The 24,620-nt window shown below is 48.7% G+C and carries 21 protein-coding genes; 10 read left to right on the top strand and 11 right to left on the bottom strand.

The features are described from left to right. Positions 1 to 27: 27 nt before the first annotated feature. The 8 genes from IQ256_RS13850 to IQ256_RS13815 form a co-directional block, all read right to left on the bottom strand. Positions 28 to 840, bottom strand: coding sequence for an A24 family peptidase (locus IQ256_RS13850; RefSeq protein WP_193856128.1), 813 nt, complete (start codon positions 838 to 840; stop codon positions 28 to 30). A 138-nt stretch (positions 841 to 978) separates the two neighbouring features. Further along, on the bottom strand, positions 979 to 2,460 hold the full coding sequence (locus IQ256_RS13845) for an NAD(P)/FAD-dependent oxidoreductase (protein WP_193856127.1): 1,482 nt from the start codon (positions 2,458 to 2,460) through the stop codon (positions 979 to 981). Between the two features lie 208 nt (positions 2,461 to 2,668). Then, entirely contained in the window at positions 2,669 to 3,718 is a 1,050-nt protein-coding gene (locus IQ256_RS13840) for a glycosyltransferase family 2 protein (protein ID WP_193856126.1), read from the bottom strand. A 637-nt stretch (positions 3,719 to 4,355) separates the two neighbouring features. Next, on the bottom strand, positions 4,356 to 5,060 hold the full coding sequence (gene pdeM, locus IQ256_RS13835) for a ligase-associated DNA damage response endonuclease PdeM (RefSeq protein ID WP_228024867.1): 705 nt from the start codon (positions 5,058 to 5,060) through the stop codon (positions 4,356 to 4,358). Positions 5,061 to 5,111: 51 nt separating this feature from the next. Beyond that, positions 5,112 to 6,365 (bottom strand): lycopene beta cyclase, encoded by a 1,254-nt coding sequence (gene crtL, locus IQ256_RS13830; protein WP_228024866.1) that lies wholly within the window; start codon positions 6,363 to 6,365, stop codon positions 5,112 to 5,114. A 48-nt stretch (positions 6,366 to 6,413) separates the two neighbouring features. After that, positions 6,414 to 8,840, bottom strand: coding sequence for a ligase-associated DNA damage response DEXH box helicase (locus IQ256_RS13825; RefSeq protein WP_193856125.1), 2,427 nt, complete (start codon positions 8,838 to 8,840; stop codon positions 6,414 to 6,416). A 20-nt stretch (positions 8,841 to 8,860) separates the two neighbouring features. After that, the gene (locus IQ256_RS29655) at positions 8,861 to 10,093 is read right to left on the bottom strand and encodes a pentapeptide repeat-containing protein (RefSeq protein ID WP_228024865.1); all 1,233 of its coding nucleotides are present in this window, start codon (positions 10,091 to 10,093) and stop codon (positions 8,861 to 8,863) included. 127 nt (positions 10,094 to 10,220) lie between these two features. Then, entirely contained in the window at positions 10,221 to 12,032 is a 1,812-nt protein-coding gene (locus IQ256_RS13815) for an ABC transporter substrate-binding protein (RefSeq protein ID WP_193856124.1), read from the bottom strand. 524 nt (positions 12,033 to 12,556) lie between these two features. Between IQ256_RS13815 and IQ256_RS13810 the strand changes: the two genes are divergently transcribed. From IQ256_RS13810 to IQ256_RS13795, 4 genes are all read left to right on the top strand, one after another. Continuing rightward, positions 12,557 to 12,982: a hypothetical protein gene (locus tag IQ256_RS13810; protein WP_193856123.1), complete on the top strand. Its 426-nt coding sequence runs from the start codon at positions 12,557 to 12,559 to the stop codon at positions 12,980 to 12,982. A gap of 174 nt (positions 12,983 to 13,156) precedes the next feature. Continuing rightward, positions 13,157 to 13,675 carry a hypothetical protein gene (locus IQ256_RS13805; RefSeq protein ID WP_193856122.1) on the top strand — a complete coding sequence of 173 codons (519 nt, stop codon included), beginning with the start codon at positions 13,157 to 13,159 and terminating at the stop codon, positions 13,673 to 13,675. Positions 13,676 to 13,813: 138 nt separating this feature from the next. Then, positions 13,814 to 14,776: an alpha/beta hydrolase gene (locus IQ256_RS13800; protein WP_193856121.1), complete on the top strand. Its 963-nt coding sequence runs from the start codon at positions 13,814 to 13,816 to the stop codon at positions 14,774 to 14,776. Between the two features lie 9 nt (positions 14,777 to 14,785). Continuing rightward, positions 14,786 to 15,442, top strand: coding sequence for a hypothetical protein (locus tag IQ256_RS13795; protein ID WP_228024864.1), 657 nt, complete (start codon positions 14,786 to 14,788; stop codon positions 15,440 to 15,442). A gap of 117 nt (positions 15,443 to 15,559) precedes the next feature. On the opposite strand, the gene IQ256_RS13790 is transcribed toward IQ256_RS13795, so the two are convergent. After that, positions 15,560 to 15,850 (bottom strand): hypothetical protein, encoded by a 291-nt coding sequence (locus IQ256_RS13790; protein WP_193856120.1) that lies wholly within the window; start codon positions 15,848 to 15,850, stop codon positions 15,560 to 15,562. 58 nt (positions 15,851 to 15,908) lie between these two features. Here IQ256_RS13790 and IQ256_RS13785 point away from each other — a divergent pair, with 58 nt between their 5' ends. Next, positions 15,909 to 17,039 carry a metallophosphoesterase gene (locus IQ256_RS13785; protein ID WP_193856119.1) on the top strand — a complete coding sequence of 377 codons (1,131 nt, stop codon included), beginning with the start codon at positions 15,909 to 15,911 and terminating at the stop codon, positions 17,037 to 17,039. Between the two features lie 33 nt (positions 17,040 to 17,072). Here IQ256_RS13785 and IQ256_RS13780 read toward each other — a convergent pair whose 3' ends face one another. Beyond that, positions 17,073 to 17,387: a tetratricopeptide repeat protein gene (locus IQ256_RS13780; protein WP_193856118.1), complete on the bottom strand. Its 315-nt coding sequence runs from the start codon at positions 17,385 to 17,387 to the stop codon at positions 17,073 to 17,075. Between the two features lie 354 nt (positions 17,388 to 17,741). Here IQ256_RS13780 and IQ256_RS13775 point away from each other — a divergent pair, with 354 nt between their 5' ends. Further along, positions 17,742 to 19,547 carry a tetratricopeptide repeat protein gene (locus IQ256_RS13775; RefSeq protein WP_193856117.1) on the top strand — a complete coding sequence of 602 codons (1,806 nt, stop codon included), beginning with the start codon at positions 17,742 to 17,744 and terminating at the stop codon, positions 19,545 to 19,547. Positions 19,548 to 19,597: 50 nt separating this feature from the next. Here IQ256_RS13775 and leuA read toward each other — a convergent pair whose 3' ends face one another. After that, entirely contained in the window at positions 19,598 to 21,313 is a 1,716-nt protein-coding gene (gene leuA / locus IQ256_RS13770) for a 2-isopropylmalate synthase (protein WP_193856116.1), read from the bottom strand. Positions 21,314 to 22,047: 734 nt separating this feature from the next. Here leuA and IQ256_RS13765 point away from each other — a divergent pair. From IQ256_RS13765 to IQ256_RS13750, 4 genes are all read left to right on the top strand, one after another. Then, the gene (locus tag IQ256_RS13765; RefSeq protein WP_193856115.1) at positions 22,048 to 22,281 is read left to right on the top strand and encodes an antitoxin; all 234 of its coding nucleotides are present in this window, start codon (positions 22,048 to 22,050) and stop codon (positions 22,279 to 22,281) included. After that, positions 22,278 to 22,691, top strand: coding sequence for a type II toxin-antitoxin system VapC family toxin (locus IQ256_RS13760; RefSeq protein WP_193856114.1), 414 nt, complete (start codon positions 22,278 to 22,280; stop codon positions 22,689 to 22,691). The genes IQ256_RS13765 and IQ256_RS13760 overlap by 4 nt, the downstream gene beginning before the upstream one ends. Positions 22,692 to 22,723: 32 nt before the next feature. Then, the gene (locus IQ256_RS13755; protein WP_193856113.1) at positions 22,724 to 23,443 is read left to right on the top strand and encodes a peptidase E; all 720 of its coding nucleotides are present in this window, start codon (positions 22,724 to 22,726) and stop codon (positions 23,441 to 23,443) included. Positions 23,444 to 23,824: 381 nt separating this feature from the next. Beyond that, the gene (locus tag IQ256_RS13750; protein ID WP_228024863.1) at positions 23,825 to 24,532 is read left to right on the top strand and encodes a fasciclin domain-containing protein; all 708 of its coding nucleotides are present in this window, start codon (positions 23,825 to 23,827) and stop codon (positions 24,530 to 24,532) included. Positions 24,533 to 24,620: the final 88 nt, after the last annotated feature.

Genomic DNA, 24,620 nt, shown 5'->3' with positions numbered 1-24,620 from the left:
GATGCCCTTCGATCAAATGACAGATGCCTATAGTCCTAGGGGAAAGAAGATTGATAGGTACGCATCTATGAGCTGCTGACCGTAAAAGAGCACCAGTACAGCGCCTAATGCCAGATAGGGTCCAAACGGAATGTGCTGTTTGGGTCCTAATACGCCGAGTGCTAGTGCGCCGCCGCCGATGATTGAGCCCATCGTTGCGGCTAAGAACGTCGCTAACAGCAGTCCCGACCAGCCTAACCAAGCCGCCATCATTGCCGCTAGCTTAGAATCTCCGCCGCCCATAGCGGCTTTACCAAACGCTCGGCTACCCGCAATACCCACGAAATCAAACAGCCACAGCCCAAAGATACTGGCGAAAAAAGCCATCAACGCACCGCTTGCCCCTGAAAGCAAAGACGGCGACGTTAAGTAGCTCATCCAGCCTTGAAATGCCCAGCCCATGACTAGTCCAGACGCGGTCAGACTATTGGGTAGGGTCATCGTATCCAAATCGATCAGTGCCAGTGTCAGTAGCCAACAGATAAATATCCAGTAGCAAGGCGTCTGCCAGGTGATGCCAAAGCGGGCAAACACTGAGACAAATAAGCATCCTGTCACAAACTCCACCAGCGGATATCGAGCGGCAATCGGCAGCTTGCAACTGCGACACCGACCTAGCAGCCAAAGCCAGCCAAAGATTGGCACATTGTCGTAAGGCTTCAGACGCTTCTCACACTTTGGACAGCGAGACGGTGGATATAGTAAAGATAGTCCTGCCGGCAGACGGTAGACGACTACATTCAAGAAGCTACCGACTGCAGCGCCTAAGAAGAAAACTATCAGAAGAGCAGTACTATCCACACAGTTTGCCGTATTGATGGAGAACTGTAGCTAAGGTACCCGCCCCTTAGCTTAGATTGTCAGAGTATGCTCTTGTTATCGTTTCCTGTTTGCTACAGCTAGCGGCTTGGCTCCCTACCTGCCTGCCTGCCTACCTGCCTACCTAGCGGCTGGACTCGCATAGGCTTCTTCGACGGCCTCTTGAGGAATTTTAGCTTCTTGCCACTGCTCTTTTGTAAACTCTTCGTGGTAAGAGCGTTCTACATTGACATTCCATAAATCGTGCTTTTCACCCAGGATATTCTTCGCCGCCAGCAGACCCGTCAGCATGGAATGATCCTGATTATTGTATCTGTGCATGCCGTTGCGTCCGACAGTCTGCAGGTTCTCAAACTGTTCTAAGTACTTTTGAATGACGTTCAAGTGCTGGCGATACTCCCCATCGTAGACAGGGTATGCTTTTTTCTGTCGAATCACGGTTCCATCTTGTACGTACTTTATATCAGGAACCAGGCCCAGCCCTACGATCTCTTCACCCGCTTGCTTGATCAGTGCTTCATCAGACATCTCCCACAAACTGTCACCTTCGCTGCAGAAGTACTCCATACCAACGCAGGTTTTACTGGTGTCTGGAACCATTGCCATGCTCCAGTTCTTGAAGTTTTGAATTCGCCCTACCTTGAAAAGGGGACTGTGAATATATATCCAGTTGTCAGGAAAAATGTCTTCAAGATCAATCACCAAAGGCACAATCAAAAAGTCGCGGTATTTTAGTCCATTAGCCGCTTTCAAAACAGGTTCGGGCGGCGCTGGCTCCATTTTTCGGGCCAAAGCAGTGATTGGAATGCTAGAAATATAGCTCTCACCTGTCAGCTCAACGGACTCGCCATCCTTTTGAACCGTGACGCTAGTGACGTTTTTGCCGTCGTGCTTAACTTTGGTTACGCGCGTTTCCATATAAACAGGCGACCCCTTGCTTTCTAGAATCTCCTGGCAGCGTTCCCACATCATGCCAGGCCCATAGATAGGATAGTCAAATTCTTTAATCAACGTTTTAGTATCGTTACTACCAAACGCTGCATTAATGACTGCTTTTTTCAAAGAAAGACCTTTAATTCTCTGAGCCGCCCACTCTGCTTGAATCTTGTTACAGGGTATTCCCCAAACTTTCTCTGTGTAGGACTTGAAGAAGGTTCTATATAAGCGATCGCCAAATCTTTCGATTACCCAGTCTTCTAGATTTTCAGCCTCTGGTCTAGGGTTTAGCTTGCCGTTGATTTTAGACTTTAGGTAGCTAAGAATAATCATGCTGCTGTCGATTGCGCCTAAATTCGTCAGCGTACTAGAAATTGAGAGCGGGTAGTCGAAGAACTTTCCCCGGTAGTAAATCCGAGAAAGGCGAGGCACCTGAATGAATTCGTCCTCTAAGATTTCTTTCCAAATCTCTTGAACTTCACCTACCTTGGTGAAAAAACGGTGCCCGCCAATGTCAAATCGATAGCCTTTGTAGGTTTCTGTTCGAGAAATACCACCAACTTTGTCAGCTTGCTCTAAGACAACAGAAGATTTGCCATGCTTTGCTAGCTCATAGGCTGCTGTCAACCCGGCGGGACCTGCGCCCATTACTACTGTGTCGACCATTGATATATTCCTCAAAACTAACAAGATAAAAAACCAGTGAGCTAGAACTAAACGAAGTAAAATCGATGATTTTTTCTTCTATTCTGTTCTCCTCATCCGCGCGCTTACGTTCCTATGCATCTACATCCCTACGCCCCTTTGTCCCTATGCTCCCGCGCTTCTAAAGCTTCAGTTATGGTTTTAGGTGCGTGGGGCTTTAGGAGTGGCTTTATGTTGGGCTCATTTGCCTAGCAGAACGACGGCGAGTTAAATTGTGTCGGCCTACGCCAATAATGAAGGCTAGCCCACTGTAGAAGTAGTAGAGCCAGTGCCAAGGCACGACGCCTAATGCAAACCAGAAGCCCCTTTTCCGATAGAAGAAGCGATAGACAGACCAGTTGAGCGTTAAGAGCAGGAGCGCAGAGAGAACTGCGGTCCCTATCAAAAATGGCCACTGCATAGAAAAGAGGATGGACAGACAAAGGCCAGCGATTAGCACCACACTAAGCCGACTAGACCACTGTAAGTTTAAGTCGCTAGCAAACCGTTGATACTGCTGTGGCTGATCCTGACGAATCTTGAGCAGAAGCGCTATCCAGGGTAGGGCTCGGTAGAAGACCTCTGCTCTTAGCAATGTGAAAGGCGTCCATCGCTTTAGATGCTTGACTTGGACATGCTTGCACAGCGTAATTTGATGCCCCGCCTGCCGCAGACGATATCCTAACTCAATATCTTCGATACACGGCTTTTGATAGCTTTCTGTAAAGCCTCCTAAAGATAAAAAGACATCTTTTCTGATAGCTCCACATGCACCCCAGAAGGTAGAGGCTGCTTCGGAAGAAGTTTGGTGGGTGTAGTGATGAAACAGATTTTTGTACTGCGACAAAAAGTTTTCTGCGCCAGGCGAGTCATCGTAAGAACCAATCAGAGCAGTCAGCTCAGAAGATTCTTGGAAGGCATAGATAATTCTAGGTACGGTTACCGGATGGATCTCTACATCGGCGTCGGTGAAGAATAAAAGGTCAGCAGAAGCAGCCCTTGCGCCAATGTTTCTAGCTCTAGCTGGCCCACCACATTCTGGTAGCAGGATCAGCTTAAATCCATACTCCTCGACGAGCTTCCAACTGCCGTCAGATTCACCATCCGCGACAATAATAACTTCAGCGTCGGCTCGCCATTTGCTAATGCTGATTAGAGATTTTCTAAAGCTTTCTCCTCCGTTGTGTACGGGGATAACAATAGAGAGCGCTGGCTTCTTCTCGGAATATGATTCCATCATGGTATGCTTACTCCGATATTGGGGCTTTTGTAAACGACTTCTGATGAATGCTCAAAATGCTTGATGACCAAATGTTTGGTGATATGTGTTCGGTGACATGGTATGACGTTACACAGCTACGAGGATAACCTGCAAACGTGAGATACGCACTGTTTTCTGGATGGTAATTACTGCGCCTTTAGTCTGTTATTCAGGTGGACTATTCAGGTAGGTTATTCAGGAATATAAGAGCTAGACAGCACAACTCGGTGAGTTCTAGGTCGGTGAGTTCTTGGTAAGTTCATCGCTGGATGTAAAACAGTACATCCAATATATTCACTCCAATGTATTTGAAGAAACCAATGTATTTGAAGAAAACATATCCGAAGGAAAAACACTTATCTCTTCGGATTTACTGCCCAATCTTTCGGTGCAATGGCGCTGCTTGAACATGTTTAACGATGTGCATAAAATTTAACGGCGTGCATAAAAAGAGAGAGGTATTTTCGTTAAACTCCAGACAATAGATTTCTAGCTTTCAATGACTAGAAGGATAACAAGTCGCACTGCGAGGATCTGTATACAGAAGTTAGCTTTACAAAAACTTTATTAATTTTTTGTATAAAGATTGAATGTATTGGGTAATACTAAAACCCATTCAAACCGGGCTGTTTCCTGTACTTCTAGGCCCGGCCTTAGTGAAAGAGATCGCATCTCCTTCACAGGCAACATAGGCGCAGGTATTTCCACCTAAGGTAACTTCATATCCGCCGGTAAATTCACCAAAGGATGGTAGTGTCAGGCGCTTTTGGTCATGTTCTAAGAAGAAGCAGGGAAGCCGCAGGCTGTCAGTGGGCGATCGCAGTTTTACAACGGGGTGAATGTGGCCGCAGATGTTCAGTTCGGCGGCATGATTGACGGCTGGTTCGTGACTGAGCAAAAACGGCCCTAGCCTGACAGCTTCTAGCTGACAGTCCATCGGTAGCGGTGGCAGCGCTGAGACCAGGTTTCGATCGTGATTGCCAACAATCAAAGTGACGTCTGCTTTGAGTTGTCTAAGGAAAGTATCCCAGTCTGCTAGCACATCTGTGACAAGAGAGTGCTTGGAATGGAACAGATCTCCTAAAACAAACAGATACTTAGGGTTGGTTTGATCGCAAAGCGATCGCAGCCTGTCTAGATTCTCTTCGTTCATCCGACTAGCAATGGGGATTCCCATAGACTGGAATGCTTCTGCTTTACCCAGATGAACATCGGATACGAGTAAAGCCTGTTTGTCAGGCAGATATAGCGCCTTATCGTCTAACAACCGCAGTTGCAGATCGCCAATTTGGATCTCGTTTGATCGCAGAGTTTTCATCATTGCGGAGTCTTCATTTCACTAGGCGTTTTTATTTCACTAGTCTTCATCTCACTAGGCGGTGATGGTTCGGCGTAATAGATTGCCGTGGCTAAAGACAGAGCTAAACAGGCCCCATCTCACCGGATTAGATGTTCTGCCAAACAGTACCAGCATGGCCTGGACGATTTCTGGCAAGGTGGACGTATCAGCGAGAAAGCCTGCCCACTGCGATCGCTCTAGCCCAAAGAAAGTGGTGAAAAACTGCTGTATCTCTACGGTATTGAATGTCATGAGATTTTCTAAGCCAAACGCATAGAGATAATGTTTACGCAATCTATCTTCTGGCCAAAGCTGCTGCCAGGCGGCTTGAGCAATCTCAGATGGAGTAGCGCTAGGATCGCTGAGCGTTTGGGCGATCGCCTGCGCTAGATCGGGTCCCCGTCTGAGCATCGCTCCTTGCATATAGCCTGTTGCCGGATGCACCATACTGGCCGATCCACCAAAGCCTACTACTGCCTGTGTCAGATCTGGCAGTGGCATATTCATCGGAAACAAACAGCGCTCTACGTGGTGTGTTTCTGTTATTCTCACTCCCCTGTGGGCTAGCCGCCGATGCAGTCGCTGCTCTAATGTTTCCATAGAAAGCCCCGGCACGTGAGCCAAAGAGGTTTCCTCAACAAAATAAACATCGTTGCCCAAGTCCATTGCATACAAAAAAGTGGGCGGCAGTTGTTTTTCGGATGCAGGTAGAAAATCGTCTCGATAGTCCATCAGCACCATCTGTTCTGGCTCAACTGGTGGCGCAGAGAACCGTCCGACAATGCCATACGCAGCTTGATAGGCAACAGGCTTGAGCGCAGGCATGCGCCTAATCAAAGCAGGATTATGTCCGCTAGTATCAACTACCAGCCTAGCTAAGTAAGTCTTGCCGTTCTCATCTGTTACTTCCGAAAGCTTGGCGCTATGGGTAACGGCTACTGCCTTCCCTCGATGCCAGCTGACACCATATTGACTGCCCTGCTGTAGCCAGTGCCCTTGCAGCTTTTCTCGATCGATTAGCCCGTAGTCTCTTTTGAGCGGAATTTTTTTCTCGCCCATATACGCTATGGCGTCTCGCCAGCGATGTTCTAGGAATTCGCTCATTCCTAGCGTTTCTAGTTCATCCGCCCATATCCCATAGGTGTTGGGCCAGGGCGCTGCTGGATCAACTGGGCTAAGCCCTTTCACGCTCAGGTTTTGCTGTGCTAGCACGGCTGATAAAAACAGCCCCGCTGGCCCCGATCCAATTATCAATACGTCCGCTACGTTCGCCATCTGCTCACTCATTCATACCGCTTATCTACTCTAGCGGGTACGGCCCAACATCAAAACCGCCTACCTATCCCATTGGGCTTTGAGTCGGGTAATGCGATCGCGCAGACTCTCATTCGTCAATCTAGAGCTTAGCCTTTCCACCAGCAGCGGAAATCCAAACGGAGAAGGTCGCTGCACGCTCATCCAACGTAATTCTAAAGCCTGCATTCTCTTGAGTGCCGCTGCTAACCTTGGCGCTTCCATTTGTTCTTCTATGACTTCTCTTTCCGCCTGAATCAGCAGCAGATTATCAGGCTCATATTTGCTAAACACCTCATATATCAACGATGAGCTAATCTGTACCTGATTCGCCGTTTTCTTCGATCCTGGATATCCTTTGAACACCAGCCCTGCCACCTGCGAAATACCTCTAAATCGGCGTTGGGTCAGCTCAGAGATGTTCAGGCTCTCTTTGATCTCTTCGTATAGGTCTCTAGTCGAGAAGAAGTCTGCCGAAAACAGAGCCTCAAACGGATAGTCTTTGGGGGCTAAAATCTCAAATCCGTAGTCGTTTACGGAGACAGTAAACGTTGCTCTTTGCATCTGAGAGAATCGGTAGGCCCACAGAAAACCTAGTCCTTCATGCACATTTCGTCCCTCAAAGGGATAGACGTAGAGGTGCTGGCCTTCCCTGGTGCGGCAGCATTCGACCAAAAACTGATTGATTTCTGGCAAATGAGAAATCCGATCCTGGGTAGCTAAAATAGGCATAATGCACTCTACTTCAGCGCTGACATTTCCGGCTTTTGCTTGAGTGATCTCTTCTCGAATATACCGACTGAGCTGGTCTGAAATCGCTAGATATCCACCGCTCCAGACCGGCACTACGCTAGACTTTTTCTTCGCATTCTTGACGTATAGCGTCATATCTTTCATTTGAAAGTATTCGAGCTGACGCCCAGCAAAAAAGAACACATCTCCTTTTTTTAGCCGAGAGACAAAATTCTCTTCTACCCGGCCAATCGGGCCGCCTCTTGCGTAGGCAATCTTGACCTGCTGATTGCCTGTAATCGTGCCAATACTCATCTTGTGCATACGAGCAATTCGACCATCTGCAATCTTGTATACGCCCGCTTCTAAAACAATCTTTTTATAGCGAGGATAGGCTTGCAGGCACTTGCCTCCATGCTCTATGAAATTCACTATCCAGTCAAACTCTGCTGCGCTTAGAGGCTGATAGGAGACTGTTTTTTGTATGCTCTCTAGAGTCTTTTGGGGAGAGAATCCGTCCCCACAGGCCAAGGTGACTAAGTGCTGAATCAACACATCGTATGGTTTGTTTAGCGGGTGTCGCGATTCTATCTGCCCGGCGTCTAGCCCCCGGCGAAAGGCAGAGATTTCTAGCAGCTCTAGCGCGTTAGTGGGTAGAAAGAATACTTCTGAAGTTCCGCCTGGTAAATGGGCAGAGCGCCCGGCTCGCTGAAGCAGTCTAGCTAAGTTCTTGGCACTGCCGATTTGAACAACTCGCTCTACTGGCTGAAAGTCCACCCCTAAATCAAGAGAAGAGGTGCAGACAACCCATTTGATAGCGCCTGATTTGATCCCGGCCTCTATAGCCAGGCGCGTGTCGAAGTCAATAGAGCCGTGGTGCAGCGCAATTTGATGTTCGTAGTCGGGCAGGGCGTAGGTCAGCGCTTGGAACCATCTTTCAGCTTGCGATCTAGTGTTCACAAAGATCAGCGTAGATCGATTGATATCTAGCGCCTCTACTAGCTCCTCAAACATTCGCAGACCTAAGTGACCTGCCCAAGGAAAGCTATCTACAGAGGTGGGTAATACGCTTTTGATCACGGTCTCTCTTTTGAGCTTCGAGCGAATGATCACAGGATTCGAGCCGACGCCTGTTGCTGCCTCGGCTGCCTCTTGCAAGTTTCCTAATGTCGCTGAGATTGCCCAGGTTTGGACGGTCGGGTTTAGCTGTCGCAACCGAGACAAACATAGCTCTGTTTGGGTTCCTCGCTTGGAACTCATCAGCTCGTGCCATTCGTCTAGAATGACGCAGCGTAAGCTGCCAAATCGCTTGGCTGAGTGTTGGTAGGATAAAAGAACTGCTAGTGACTCTGGCGTTGTGATCAAAATGTTTGGCATTTTTTTGATCTGCCGACTTTTGATCGAAGCTTTGGTATCACCCGTTCGCGACTCTACTGTGATTGGCCAGCCCATCTCTTCTATGGGACGACGGATAGAGATTTCAATATCGCGCGACAGGGCGCGTAAAGGGGTGATATACAGTAGCTGTAGCCCAGCAGAAGCACCACTAGCAGAGCTGTTGTCAACCATCTGGGCAATCGGCCCCATGACTGCGCCATAGGTCTTGCCTGAACCTGTAGGTACCTGAATGATGCCGCTGTTGCCGGCTAGATAGTTTTTCCAGGTCTCTGCTTGAAAGGTGATCGGTTTCCAGCTTTGCTGCGCGAACCAACTGTGAATAGGGCTGAGAATAGACAAAGAGCTGTTGAAAAAATTGCTTATTCGTGAATGCGACCGTTGGGCATGATAGTGCCAGTCAGCCTAGCGCCTAGTAGCTTCACCATTATCTTATCGCCGTAGCCTACTTTTGCACCGCTAAGATCCGCGCCGCTGAGATCGGCGCCGCTGAGGTCCGCGCCGATCAGATCCGCACCGCTAAGATCCGCGTGGCTAAGATCTGCCTGAAGCAGGTTGGCACGAAAAAGCCGAGCTTTGCGGAGGTTAGCGCGGTTGAGGTTGACTTTGTGCATGAAGGTGTCGCTGAGATCTGCGCCGCTGAGATTGGCACCGCTGAGGTTCCGACCTGAGAAGTCTTTTTCTTTGAGGTTGGCCCCGCTCATATCTATGTCGCTAAGGTCGGAGGCACGTTTGGTCTGCGTAGGCGAGCTTGAAGTGGTGGTAGACATAGAGCTTTTCTTAGCAGCGGCCTCACTGTTAGCTTTATCCTTGGCTGCTTTCTCATGAGCAGCCTGTTCGCGCGCTTTACGTTCAGCAATCACCTTTTCTCTAGCGGCTCTTTCACGAACTCTTCTCTCTGCGGTTGCCTTTTCTCTAGCAGCCTGCTCTCGCGCTTTGCGCTCAGCAATCACCTTTTCTCTAGCAGCTTTTTCTCTAGCGGTTCTATCGCTATCTGTTCGACTACCGTTTCCGCTGCCATTAGTGCCTGGTCTAGGCCAAGCGCTGCTAGGATACCTGGCGCGATAGGTTGCTCCATATTGGCCTGCAAAGTCAGTACTATTGGCAGCGGCAGCACGACGATAGGCTTCATAGGGGGGGCGGTAGCCGCCAGCTCGACTGGCACTTTGACTGGCACTTTGACTGGCACTTTGACTGGCACTTTGGCTGGCACTTTGGCTGGCAGTCGCGCTAGCAGTACGGTTCTGAGGGCGATAAGTGGAGTCGTCACCGGGGCGGTAGCTGCTGTAGGAGCGAGTTTCTCTACGCTTGGTGGTTTGAGTGGATGAAGTGCGCGCGTATGGCTGTTTGGTTTTGGCTTGGGTGGCGGCGGGAACTCTGCCGTTTTTGGCTTGCGATCGCATCATGGCCCGTGCTTCATTGAGCTGCTTGAGCTTAGCTTCAGCCTTTTCGCGCAGACGCTGGCGATCGCTTGGAATCCGGTCAGGATGCCAAATAAACACTAGATCTTTATATGCCTGGTTCACTTCTCGAATAGAAGTAGACTTCTCTGGCTCCAGTTCTAAAGCTCTATACGCTTGCTCAATCTGATCCATACACGCCAGTCAGCATAGTTCTTATCTAGAGTGATTATGCCGGATATCCCCGACACTCTGCCGGCAACCATAGCAAACTTTAAGAACCGGGCTTAACGTTCTGTAAGGTTTTGGCGTAAAACACTCTCTAGTTTTGGGTGATCTTGAGCTCATAGATATTCCATAGCGTTCCACCTAGTGCTGTGTACTTGACGTTCTCGATCTTGTCACGCACAGCGCTCATCGAATACTGGCCAACTAGATGAATAAAGGGCAAGTTTTCCTGAACCAGCTCTTGAGTCTCGGTATAGAGCGCCTTGCGTTCGGCTTCATCTAGCTCTTGAGCCGCCTGAACGTACAGATCGCTGATCTGTTGCTCCCAGGGGTAGACCTCTCGGCCCGGCAGCGGTGGCCGATCTTGTGGCTGCTGATTAAAGAAATGAAGGCCACCGTCTGCTAACCATAGGTTGGCACTGCTGTTGGGCTCTTCTCCAGCGCCAAAGCCCAGCACGATCGCATCCCACTTCAAAGAGTCGCCAATCAGGGTAATCAGTTTATTGAAGTCAATCGGCTGAAAATCTACTGTAATGCCAATCAAAGCCAGATTCTGCTTGATCTGCGCGCCCGCTGCCTCTCGAATCTCGTTCCCGACATTAGTCTGCAAGGTAAAGCGCACCCGGTTGCCCTCGGCATCGACCAGCCGATCACCCTCATAGCTAAAGCCCGCTGAAAGCAGTAGCTCTTTTGCTTTCACAATATTGAAATCATACGAGGGCAGATTTGGCTCTGCCGAGTAGGGGCTTTGCGGCGCAATCTGAGAGTTTTGCATCTCGCCTAGGCCCTTGAAAATATTGTTGAGCATGGTCTCGCGATCGATTGCATAGGCAACTGCCTGGCGAAACTCCAGGGTGTTGAACCATCTAGATTTGATCGGGTCTACAACCGGCTCGCCACCGATAGAGCCTTTGTTGAGATTGAAGGTAAGAAACAGGCGAGTAGTGGTAGGGCCACCGTTATAGACCGTATAGCCACCTTGCTCTTCGTCTTGCTTGATCAAAGAGAAATTATCTGGAGTTACCGCCATGATGTCGGATTCACCCGAGCGGAAGCGAACAAACTCAGCATCTTGGGAGCTCACTACAGGCCAGACCATCTCTTCGATGAAAGGCTGAGGCTCGCCGTCTTCTCCTTGACGCCAGTAGTGAGGATTGCGCTTGAAGACGATGCGCTCACCGGGTAGAAAGTCTTTGATCACATAGGGGCCATTGCAGACAATTTCAGAGGGATCTGTATTCGTACCCCAAGTCGATAGATATAGCGGCTGACCGTTGCTATCTTTGGTTCTGACAGATTCTTCGAGCGCGTGCTTTGGCAGGATGGCGATGCCAGTGACCCGTAGGAAAGGCGCAAACGGTTCAGGAATTTTGAACTGTACCCGGCGCTCGTCCAGTTTGGTAATCTCTGGCAGTTTTCCTTCTGCGCCGATGCGTAGGATGTCAATCGTGTCAGTCGGAATCTCTGGATTGAGGATGATATCGTTGTAGGTAAAGACCACATCGTCAACGGTTAGCGGCGCACCGTCTGACCATTGCAAATTTTCCTTCAAAACGTAAGTGATTGTAAGACCGTCTTCGGAGATTGTCCAAGACTCTGCTAGCGCTGGGACGATTTCACTGGTGGTGCGATCAACAGTAACTAATCCCTCGTACATAAAGCCCAACACATCACTGCTAGAGCTTTCATCGGAAAGAAAGTAGTTAAATGTTTTGGGCTCACCGACTACCGGACTGACTAGCTGAGGCACATCGGCAGCCTCAACTCGAAAGTTTTCTAGCCGTAGGCGATCTAAGGTGCTACAGCCCGGTAGAAGCGCGCACAGGCCGAATATAGCTAAACCCAGTAGCAGCAGTCGCCACAGCCGAGTTCCTTTCAACCAGCGATCTAGCCTTTGCCAATCCATTTGCCAATCCCTAGCGGCTCGCAGCCGTCGTAACTAACGTTTGATTGCACTCACTATAGATAAAAACCTGCTAATTGCGTAGAGATGAGTGAAAAATGCGCGCTGCGTATCCTTGTAAAGCAGAAGGTAAAGCAGAAGCAGATAGTTGTTTGCAAGCCTATCGGACGCTATCTGAGTCAGCTCAAACTATCAAAGCTAGGATTGTCTCTCGCTCTAACCGGTCAATAAAATAAAAGTCTTCTTCTCCTACCATTCGACTGAGTAAAGTATCTAAATAGTCAAGGGCTCAAGTAGTTTTATTGATATTGTTGAACCTTATTTGTCTTAGTGATGCTCATAGATCTGCATATCTTCACGAACATATCTACAGGCGATAACTGGCACTTCTCATGGCTATTATTTTAATTTCTTTCGTTAAGCATTGTTAAAGGAACAGAAACCTCCTTCTTTAGGGGCAAGCAGTTCACACATTTTAGTGATGGAATATACACATATTGTTTAGGTAAAAGGAACATGGAAACATCATGACTTTCTTTCAACGCAGCCGTCGCTGGATTACAGCGATCGCACTCGTACTACTTCTAACTGTCTCTACCACAGCCTGCTCTACAGCGACGACCGAAGCGCCAGCGGGTTCTCTAGTGGGATACTCTCAGCTAGAGCGGGGTAATTCTGCCAAGGGTCAAGAATATGGAGATTGGGTTGTCAGTGCGGCTCAAGGGTTAGTCTCTGATGCCTATGTTAGAGATGACAATCAGCTTGGTGTTGTCATTACCAAAGAAGTACAGCCGAACGAAGTCAAGGATCTTTCTAGATCTCTACTCCAAGGATTTCGCAAAAGCTTTCCAAGTAAAGATCTAAAGGTACTCGTTTTTGCACCAGATAAAGCGCCTATCTTAGTTGCTGACTACGATTCACAGTCAGGTCAGGTAGAATACAACACTCCTTAAGGAAGAAACATAAAGGAATAAAACGTCACGAAAGAAACGTTCAAAGCAGTTAAAGAGATGCATCTTTCGAGAATCGTGTTTTAGAAAGCCAAAGCAAGAATTAATTTCTAATCAGCGAGTTTCTCGACCAATATTCAATTGACAAACCGCCCCACGCTAATTTGGAGATTCCCTATGTCTACTAGTGACAGATACAAGCGCGAGATCATGAAAGATCTTGCAGATGGCAATAAAGAAATCCTAGAGCCTAACGGCGACGACGCCCTCGGTGAGAAGTATAAGAGCTTCGATGATTTCGCCGATAGGTCTTCACGCGATGAACGGCACGGTTTGCTTAGACGCGCTTTTCACCCTGAGCGAGTTCCTGCAGCCCAGATGGACCCTGAGCTGAAGAGCGCGATTGAAAAGATCAAGCCCAATGAACGCGACGATGTTGCTCGCGACTTCTTTAAGCATTTCAAAGAGAGGGGGCTGAGCGATCGCGATTTAGAAAAGCAGCTTGGGCTCTCCACTCACCACGCTCGTAAAATGAACGCAGATGACGTAGGTAAACTGGCTTCCTTTGCGTACACTGCCCATCCCGATATCTTCCAAGAGGTCCTAGCCGACCAACCTGCTATCTTGAAGTTTTTAAGCAACCCGCTAGTAGGGGCAGCGATTGGGGCGATCGCCTCCAAATGGCTTCGCAAGTAATAAGCTCGAGGCGCGACTAATCTCTATCTGAAGATTCAAATCGGTCAGTCAAAAAGGTGCCTGCAGGCACCTTTTTGACTGACCGCCCAAGGGTAGACTAGAAACATCACACGTTTGCTAGGTTGCGTCTCGTTACTCATGTTTGCCTTCCTGAATCTATTCCCTTGTCCTGTTCTCGCCGCCGTCGTGCATAAAGATTTTTCAACGCCTCTGTGGGTTGGTAGTGCCGCTGTGGTTGCTTATGTAGGCGTTTGTTTCTTTCTCTACACCGTTCAAACCAAGCTAATATATCGTCCCTTAGCGCAGATCATCAAAACTCCCGCAGATATTGGACTAGCCTACGAAGACATCTGGATTCCTGTTGGTGGAAGTAAAGATAGTACAGGCAAAGTAGGTAAGGAGCCGGGCGAATACCTTCACGCTTGGTGGCTTCCTAACCCCCACAGCCGCCGCGTTATGCTGTTTTGTCATGGCAACTACGGCAACATCAGCTACAACACAGATCGCATCCGATTCCACTATGACCAAGGCTGCTCTGTTCTTGCTTTTGACTATCGCGGCTATGGTCTCAGCAGCGGTCCAGCTCCTAACGAAGCCAATATCTTTGCAGACGCCGACGCTGCCTTAAACTATCTAATTGCTAAGCGTGGGATATCGCCTGAAAACATTGTTGTGTCCGGTCATTCCATCGGGGGCGCTGTCGCCATTGACGTAGCTAGTCATCATCCTGAAATTGATCGCCTTGTCGTTGAAAGCAGCTTCACGACTATGAAAGACGCTGTTGAAGCCAAAGCGATTTATCGGTTCTTCCCAATCAAAGTTCTCTTGACCGAGCCATTCGACTCGCTTAGCAAAGTTAAAGACTTACCCATGCCTGTCCTTTACGTTCACGGTGACCAGGACTTTGACGTTCCTGCTGTGTTTAGCTATCAGCTCTATACAGCCACACCTAGTCCTAAGCAGATCTTTACAGCTCGTGGCGCAGACCACAACATGAATACGCTCGCGGGCGATGCTTATGCTTCTGTTCTCCAGAGCTTCTATAGACTGAACGATCGCGCTACTACTCAGCATACCGAAGAGCTACAGCTTGCTTCTTAGATCTTAGCGATGCTTTCTTTTCTTCTAGGGTGGCTAGATAAGTACTGTTTTCGTAAGTTCTCTAAACGTAAACAAGTTTTGGCGCGGCCATCTGAAGAAGAGAAAGCCACTCCGCTTTTAAGCCATCCTGTATCCGTCGCCAGTCTTGAATCTGATAGCCTCCAGGCTGATGATTTACTAGCTGGCGATCTGTCAGCTAACGACCTGCTAACTAACGATCTACAAAGAGAGATTCGTAACGAGCGAAGGTTCTCTCTAGCTGAAGCAATCGGTAGAGAAGGAGGCAGCTTTATGAAGGGCGAATCAGCCATTCCCAGACCGCTTAAAGCCGCCAATGAAATAAAGCAATTTATTGCTGCTCATAGCCTAGACCCCTCTGGAACTCTGGCGAATGAGCTATCTGCCTGGAGCATTGCTGATATTCGACTTAGCCGCCAGTTAGAGACGCCTTTAGTTGCCTTAGCTCAGATCGTCGAAAGTTTGCTAAATGAACCAGTCATTTTTTACGAATTTGCTAGACAGGTGGCGATCGCACAATCTAAGCTCACGGGCGATCGCCCTTACTTCCAACAGCCTGGCCAACCGCCTGATCTCGACGCTGACTACACCCACAGCTCTATCCGTCAATATTTACTAGAGATAGCAATGTTTTTGGAGAAAATATAGCTGTGGAAATATAGCTGCTGATTGACTGCTATGGTCGTTTTTCCAAAGGGTTACCACGCTCAACAAACTAAGCGTATACCTAAGCCAGTTCCAATAGCACTTACTTAAAGATTGCGCTTACCGTACGGTAGAAATAATCACAGTCACCGTAGCACTGGCGATTAGTGTGAAAGCTAATTGAACAACCCACTGTGTCGCCTGCTGATAGTTGCTAAACTTGCTGTCGAACAAGTTGAGGTTTGTCTCTAACCTATCAAAGTTAGTTTTAAGGTTACCCACATCAGTCTTCAGTCCGCTCACATCGGTTTTAAGCTCATCGACATCCGCTCTTAGCAAGCCGAATCCGTCCGTTAGAATATCAAGTTTGCTTTCAATACGCGCCAGACTATCGTCGCTAGCCGGTGTCATGGACTTTCCCCTCCAGATACCTTTACCATTCTAATAGAATGCTGCCCAAGAAGCCGTTATGAGACTCAACTTCAAGTTCGCCGTTGTCAGCGATTTGCATATCGCTTTGCCACATACTATTTGGGATGCTCCACATCGGTTCCATTTGGTCGAAGTCAGTATTTCAGCTTTCGAGCAGATTCTAGATCAGCTAGTGTCCGATCGGCCAGATTTTCTACTGCTGCCCGGCGACTTGGTACAGCATGGCGAAAGAGAGAATCACGAGTGGTTGGCCAATCGACTAGCACAGTTGCCTTTTCCGGTGTATGTCGTACCGGGTAATCACGATGTCATTAGAAGAGAAGGCAGCTTACCGGGTGATGATCAGACAAAAGATAGAATTGCGCTGGCTGATTTTCCTAAGATCTATCAACCGTTTGGCTATACAGACGCTCAGCAGCTTCACTATCACCAGGAAATTTTGCCTGATGTTCATTTGATTGGGCTAAATTCTAACGCTTTTGATAATGCTGGAGAACAGATTGGCACGGGATTTATTGACGAAGAACAGTTCTCATGGCTGGATGCTCAGTTAGACAAGCTAGCCGGCAAGTTTGTGATGGTGATGGTTCATCACAACGTGCTGGAGCATTTGCCCAATCAGGCCAAGTCAAAACTAGGTCAGCGCTACATGATCAAAAATGCGCCAGAGCTAGTTTCTAGGCTGCAATCAGCGAAGGTGCCATTAGCCTTTACTGGACACCTGCATGTGCAAGATATTGCTAGCTCTGGCGACTTCTACGCGATCACCACAGGTTCGCTAGTCAGCTATCCCCACCCATATCGGCTGATGGCTGTCTCGACTAATGAACAGGGTCAGCGTCATCTAACGGTAGAAACCAGACGGATTGAATCTGTGACCAACTGGCCCACGTTACAGCAAACGTCCAAAGACTGGATGGGCGATCGCTCTTTTCCATTCATCCTACGCTTAATGACTGACCCGCCCCTTTCTCTATCACCACAGCAAGCACAAGACTATGCCCCTCATATCAGAGATTTCTGGGCGACGGTAGCAGCAGGAGATGCCTGGTTTAACTACGACAAACTGCCGGACAAAGTGCAAGAATATTTCCGACAGTTCAACGCTACTGGAGAAGATGGCAAAGAAAGATTTATAGATAACAATGCAGTATTGCCACTGAAGTAAGACAGCCTTGAAAGAAGGCCAGCTCAGGTACGACTAGCTCGCCTGAACCGCTACTCTGCTCTGCTGCTGTTGAGAGAGCTGATGTAGCGCCGTTGCTGCCTCAGGAGAAATTGCCCAGACCATGCCAGCCAGATTGCCAGTAGCCGTACTGTATCCCTGCTGGGCCGCTTGATAGTACCAATAGATAGCGGCAGATTCGTTGACTTCTACATTGCCAATACCTAGCTGATACATATTGCCGAGCATACACTGAGCTGTGGCATGGCCTGCTTGAGCTGACTCAATTAGCAGCGGCAGCGCCTTGGTAAACTGCTGAGTACGAAATTCTTTGATACCTGGAACAGACATAGTTAGGAAATCTCCGAGCTGTAGAAAGTTGAGCAGAGAGCTAGGCCAGCCTTGAAGGGTCTAGGTCCAATGAAGATCGTCTTAGAGACGAAGCAAAAGTAAATTCAAATATATAGTAGTACAAAAGAACTGATTGCGCGACTAATTTTGGGTAGCTGCTTGGAGGGCTAACGGTGCGGCTAATTGGATTTAGTGCTGTGTAGCGCTAGAAGTGACGTCTACAATTGAGTCAAGTTACTTTGTGGGAAGAGTTGCCTGCTGCCCTGTAACGGTTTTAGCCGACATGGATGTCCCAAGCAACTCTTCGAAAGCTATAGGTAGCTGAGGTGAAGCGGTTTTGGTAGGAAGATTGAAGTGAGCGGATCTTTGGTAGAGCAGTATCTAGCGCTGATTGATGGGATTGTGGAGCAGACGCTAAAGGGAAATGTGCGATCAAAAGAGCAGGTGCGATCGCAGCTAGAAGCGTCGGTTGAAACGGGCACAGGCGAAATCTTTGAGCGATCGCTAGGCACTCGCATCACTGAGATCGAAGCGCAGCTAGAAGGTTCGCTTAAAGCGCCGCGCATATTACGAGCGCTGAAGACGATTGCAGGTGAATGGCAAAAAGGCCAAGAAGATCGTCAGGCAGCGATCGCAATTCCGCTCGCTGCTGATCATCTGCGTCAGGCAGACGGCGGCGATCGCCCCGAAATCTTCATGAGCTTGATCGATCCCAACCAGCCAAACAACCTAAATCGAAAGCAGCTTAAGCAATTGGCCACAAGCTTCTCAGACGATGAAATGGCCCCTTGGCAACAGGGCATTCTATCTGGTCTGGCGAACTACGAACGCCTAGAGCCAGAGCTGGTGAGCTGGCTCTACACGTCTGCGGGTCAGCCTATAGGCTTTGGTGAACGCGCTCAAGGTGGCCCCTGGGCAACGTGGCAAAAGGCATCGACCGGGGTGCCAAAGCTTTTGTTTACTACACTGGCGCAAAACGACCCTGTTGATGCCATTACTCGCACGGCAGTAGATGTTGCTAGCTGGGTAGATTTAGCCGTGACCCTGCATTTTTTGCAGCGCAGTTTGATTGTCTGGTTTGATAAACAGCCCTACAGTGCCAAAGCTGGAAAGCAGCTTTCCTACAGCACGTCTCTTATTTTTGCAGCGATTTGGGGACGGCTATCTCAAGGCTTTGCTAGCGGCGGCAATTCATCTTATCGGGCGCTGGGCGATGGCTGCTTTCAGCTGATGCTACAGATTCTTAGGACATTCTCACAGCGTGACGATTTTCCACTTTATGGCGGTGTGTTTGCCTCTTTTTCAGGAGACTACTTACAAGATACGCTTGACTATTTCAGTGAGCCGCTGACCCAGGTGGAAGGCACCCAGGAAAAAGCGAGAATTCTGACGCTGCTGGGCTATTCAAGACAGATGCTAGGCCGCGCTGCTGAGGCCAAGTCTTTCTATGAGCAGGCGTTAGAAATTGCCCGCTCAGCGGGAGATTTGGTCTGCGAGACAGCCGATCTGTGTCACCTAGCGCGAAACGCAGTGCTAGAAAAAGACTATGAGCAAGGCGTCTCGATCGCTCAGCGAGCGTTGATTCTAGCGCGACAAAGGGGCGACAAAATAGGATCTGCGAATGCGCTGGTGAATCTGGGCTATGCCCAGGTGCTGCAAGCGCGGGCGAATGATGTCGGAGATACAGCGGTCTATGATAGTGCGATCGCCTACCTCAATCAGGGTCTAGAGCTGGCGATTAAACAGGGCGATTTTCAAAGTCAGGCGCTGGCTTACAACAGCTTGGGTATTGGCTATGTGATGTGCGATCGCCCGCAAGCCGGCCTCGATATCTTGACCAAGGGCGCAGAAGCTGTCAAAGGCTCTGGCAATATCTATCTTCAGGGGCTCTACACGCTTTACACTGCTGAGGCTCATCACGCGCTCAAACATGCAGACGAAGCTGTCTTCTACAGCGTTCTAGCCATGCACCTGCTCAACAGCATTGGCTCAGAAGAGTGGCGACAGGCGGCTGGGCTAGCCTCAGTTCTCCAAGGTCAACTAGGAGAAGAATCCTTTCAACAAACCCTAGAAAAATATCGCCGCCAGCTAACGCCAGTGATGAGTATGGAGGGCTACGAAGCGCTGGGCGTTCTGTTAGAAAAATACCGAGAACAATAGCAGCGTAGCCCTTTGACAGCGTGGTTTTTAAGTGAGTGGGTCGAACTTAACTAAGGATTAGCTATGGCACTCACACAGCGCGAGTTTGACCGCTCGCTCTGATGGGACAGGCGATTTAGAGCACTGATAATTGCCTGGAACGAAGCGATAACAATGCTTTTGTGAATGCCGATACCATAGCTGCTGCCTTGTTTAGTGACGATTTCAATCAGCGCGATCGCCTCGCCTTGACTGCCGCTACTCAGCGATCGCTCCTCATAGTGCCAGACCTCAATCTCCCCCAAGTCACTCAGAGCTTCTACCTGATTCAGCCCGCTTACAAACGCATCAATTGGGCCATCTCCTTGCCCCGTACTGACCTGCTCAGTCCCGTGATAAGCGAGATTAGCAACAATGCTCACCCGCTGGTCTGACGGCTGAGACGATCGATGCGAGAGATATTGCAGAGGCCCAGCAGCTTGAAGATATTCCTGACAAAAAACTTGCCAAATTGCCCGCGCCGTCATTTCCTTACCGCTGGCGTCCATTGCCTGCTGCACGACTGGGCTAAACTCTATTTGCAGCTTTCTAGGCAAAGAAAGGCCGTAGTCTCGCTCTAGCAAAAAAGCAATGCCGCCTTTGCCCGATTGACTATTGACCCGGACGACAGAGGCATAAGAGCGGCCCACATCAGCCGGGTCCATTGGCAGATAGGGCACAGACCAGATATCTTCAGAATCTCTCGCCGCGAAGCCTTTTTTGATAGCATCCTGATGAGAGCCAGAAAACGCAGTGAAAACAAGCTCACCTGCGTAGGGATGCCGAGGATGAACCGGTAGCTGAGTGCAGTCTTCTGCGACTCGAACAATGTCGTCGATACGAGAGAAATCTAAACCCGGAGAGATGCCTTGAGTATAGAGATTCATCGCTAGCGTCACGAGATCTACATTGCCGGTTCGCTCGCCGTTGCCAAACAAACAACCCTCCACTCGCTGTGCGCCTGCCATTTGACCTAGCTCAGCCGCAGCCACGCTACAGCCCCGGTCATTATGGGTGTGAACGCATAGAACAACCGCCTCGCGATGGTGCAGGTGGCGGTGCATCCATTCCACCTGATCGGCAAAGACATTAGGCGTAGAGACCTCTACGCTAGCAGGTAGGTTGATGATGGCCTTGGCTGCTGCCGTCGGTTGCCATATATCTAGAACAGCGTTGCAAATTTCTTTAGCGAAGGGCAGTTCTGTAGAAGTGAAAACTTCAGGAGAATATTGAAAGCGCCAGCTTGTTGTTGTTTGTTGAAGCGCTAGTCTTTTGATTAGTTCAGCGGCTTCAGTCGCCAATCGGATAGTACTTGGTTTATCTAGGTTGAAAACGACCTGGCGGAATGCCGGGGCGGTAGCGTTATAGACATGAACAATGACATTTTGAGCACCGCGTACAGCCTCAAAGGTTTGACAGATCAGCGGTTCGCGAGCAGGCGTTAGCACCTGAATAGTGACATCTGGTGGAATCAGGTTGTGGTCGATTAGATGGCGAGTGAAATCGAGTTCGGTTTGAGAGGCAGCAGGAAAGCCGATCTCGATTTCCTTGAAGCCGATATCAACTAAGGTGCGGAAAAGGCGGAGCTTACGGGCAATGTCCATCGGCTCTATCAATGCCTGATTACCGTCGCGTAGGTCGGTGCTGAGCCAGATGGGGGCTGTGGTGATAGTTTGGTTTGGCCAGGTGCGATCGCGCAAATCAATCGGTGTAAATGCAGCGTATTTAGCGGCGGGATTGTTCAACATTGTTGTTTCTGTATGACTTGGGGTGGTTTGTATTGTTGGATGTTCATCTTGCTATTTGGCATATTGATAAGATCAGGGCTGTCAGGGTGCCAGGGTTGAATCTGACAGCCCTGAGATAGTCGCAGGCAAAGGCGTGAGAGCGTAAAGGTTTTCATGAATAACTATGAGGTGAATGGAGAGGTGAAAGGATTCTTTGACTGCGAGTAATATGTCTCATCGACAGCCGCTTGAACTATAGCCGCTTGAACTATAGCCGCTTGAACTGTGTGAACACCTGAAACGCCTCAGTGAGCATTCCGTGTACAGCAAACGGTTGATTTTGGCTTAGAAAGAATACAGGAGAGACGCAGAAACAATCACAGCGCACTATGAAAGGTCTTTGTATCCATAGCTGTCAAAATATTTCTAGTAAGAAAAAGTAGTATTATGCGCGCCCGCGCAGCAGCAGCAGCCCAATTAGGCTGTAGCTGGAAACGTAGAGTGTGGTCTGCTGGGCGTACATTTTGTTTGAATGTCTAGCTTTTTTTAGTCTAGTTTCTTACTATGACTTCTGTGAATTTAGCCTGTAGGTTGATGGGTGTCAAGCAAAAGATGAGTGACTCTCTACAGATAACCGGGAATATAGCTGAGAGATGAAAGATAATCATTGATTAATGACTAGAGCTGGAACCACAAGCCGAGAGAATGCATAGAAAGTATATACTGTATATACTCAACGACTATAAAATGAATCTATGCGTACCCGAGTTTTTCAAAGCGGTAATTCACAGGCTGTTCGGATTCCTAAAGAGCTTCAGTTTGAGCAGTTGGATGCTGAGTACGAAATTGAACGTCAGGGCGATCGCTTAATTATCACGCCCGTAGGCACTCACCTTACCGATGCGATGGAGCTATTCTCAGCTTTTTCTGATGATTTTATGGCTGAGGGACGCCCAGAGCAAGGTACTCAGAAGCGAGTAACGCTATGAAATATATGCTCGACACGAACATCTGTCTCTATATTATGAAGCGACAGCCACCTGCCGTTGCTGAGCGGTTTGCTAACTGTCGTCAGGGGGATGTGGTTATCTCCGCAATCACGCTGGCTGAGTTGGAGTATGGCGTTTATAGAAGTAGCAGTGAAGTTACTCGGCAGCGAAATCGTCAGTCTCTAGATGCGTTAGTTAAACGTATTTTACCAGTTCCCTTTGAACAGGGAGCGGCTCGGGCGTATGCTCTAGTAAGGGCAGCAGCGCCAAAGAAGCAGCGAGACGCTTTAGATAAACTGATTGCTAGCCATGCAAAAAGTTTAAACCTAACGCTGGTAACGAACAATCTTAGTGACTTTCGCATTTATCCCAACCTTAATTTGGAAAACTGGGTAGAGGCTGTTTCGTAGGATTCATTACCTAGTCGAATGAGCAGCAGAATATGGCTAAACCTCAAAGACAGATTATTGCGCTAGGTGGTGGTGGCTTTTCTATGGAGCCAGATAATCTTTTGTTAGATCGCTACATCCTAGAACAATCTCCTCATCTAGCGCCAAAAGTTTGCTTTTTGCCCACAGCTAGCGGCGATAGCGATCGCTACATTACTCGATTCTACGATGCGTTTACTCGGCTAGACTGCAAGCCCTCTCATTTAAGTCTTTTTCGTCCGCCAGCAGAAGGGCCAGCCGCTTTCATCAAAGCGCAAGACATTATCTATGTAGGGGGCGGTAGCACGTTTAACCTGCTAGCGATTTGGCGCGCCTGGCAGCTAGAGGCTGTTCTGAGGCAGGTTTGGGAAAACGGGACTATTCTATGTGGCCTTAGTGCAGGCTCATTATGCTGGTTTGAAGAGGGTCTTTCGGATTCTGTAGTCCCAGGTCAGTATGCCAAGCTCAGCGCTTTGGGCTTTTTAGCAGGCAGTCATTGTCCTCATTACGATGGCGAAAGTGAAAGGCGACCTATCTACCAGCGGCGTATTAGAGAAGGCCACCTAGCTAGTGGCATAGCAGCCGATGATGGTGTGGCCTTGCACTATATCGAACGTGAGCTGTCAACGGTTGTAAGCTCGCGGCCAGTGGCAAAAGCCTATCGCGTCTATCTCAATAATCAAGAATTAAAAGAAGAGAGCGTTGTAACCCATTACCTTGGAAAAGCTATTTAGAGAAAAGTAGTTAAGTGAGAATGTTCGAATAAAAATAATGAGAATAGTGAATGTTATCCTCCAGTTTTCTAGATAGTCGTAATCTCTAGGTATCTCTTTTCTATCTTAAGTTTATTTTGAGCTAGAGAATTGAAATGAATGAAGTTACGTACTTTTTCTCTTATGCGAAACTTTTTTAGCAAAATTACAATTCTGTAATTAAGAGTCTAGGTAAATTCCGAGTTTTGACTCTACAATGAGCACAACAGTTACCTACGGTCCGAAAACAACGCTTATAGAAACGAGCCCTGCGTTGTTTGCCTGAAAAGGACTACGCGCTGACCTGAAAAAACTAAAACATTTGGTCCAATCTACATTTTTGCCCCCATTTTGAGGAGAACTATGCGTTTTTCTAAATTGACCGTGCCTTTCAACCGATTGGCAATCCTTGCAGCGGCCTTGATGATTCTACCTGTCGCTGTAGCCTGTGATACACCATCAGACGAAGTTTCAGAAGCGCCTACCGAGATGCCTGATGCCCCGGTATCTGGCACTGAAGCAACAGACGGAACAATTGTGGATGTTGCTGTTGACAGTGGCTCCTTTAGCACGCTGATCGCTGCTGTTCAGGCCGCTGGGCTTGAAGAAGCTCTTAGTAGCGAAGGTCCTTTCACTGTTTTTGCTCCTACGGACGAAGCGTTTGATGCTTTACCACCCGGCGCTCTAGATGAGCTGCTCTTGCCTGAAAACAAAGGTGCTTTGACTCAGGTACTGGCTTACCACGTCGTTCCCGGCGCAATTACTTCTGATCAAATTCAGACCGGAACAGTCACTAGTATTGAGGAAAGTGACTTAGATCTGGTTGCTGACGATATGGGTGTCACAGTCAATGGCGCTAACGTTGTCAGCCCAGATATGGTCACTAGCAACGGCGTTATTCACGCTATTGATGCTGTGCTTTTGCCTCCTTCTTTGACGGGCGCGCCACCTGCTGAAGAGATGCCTGGCGAAGTAGCGCCGCCTGTTGAGGGAGTTCCTCCGGTCGAGGAGATGCCTGGCGAAGTAGCGCCGCCTGTTGAGGCAATTCCTCCTGCTGGAGCCCCTGAGTAGAAACCAGCTTTGTTGTCGATAGCGAATGGCTGAATGTATGCTGCCTGTAAAAGGGCTGTAGCAACAGTAAGTCGCTATCGAGTAGGTC

Origin of the sequence: cf. Phormidesmis sp. LEGE 11477 (assembly GCF_015207105.1) — a bacterium.
Lineage (GTDB): Bacteria > Cyanobacteriota > Cyanobacteriia > Phormidesmidales > Phormidesmidaceae > Phormidesmis.
Note: the sequence above shows the minus strand (reverse complement) of the source record. Positions and strands in the feature narration are given on the sequence as shown.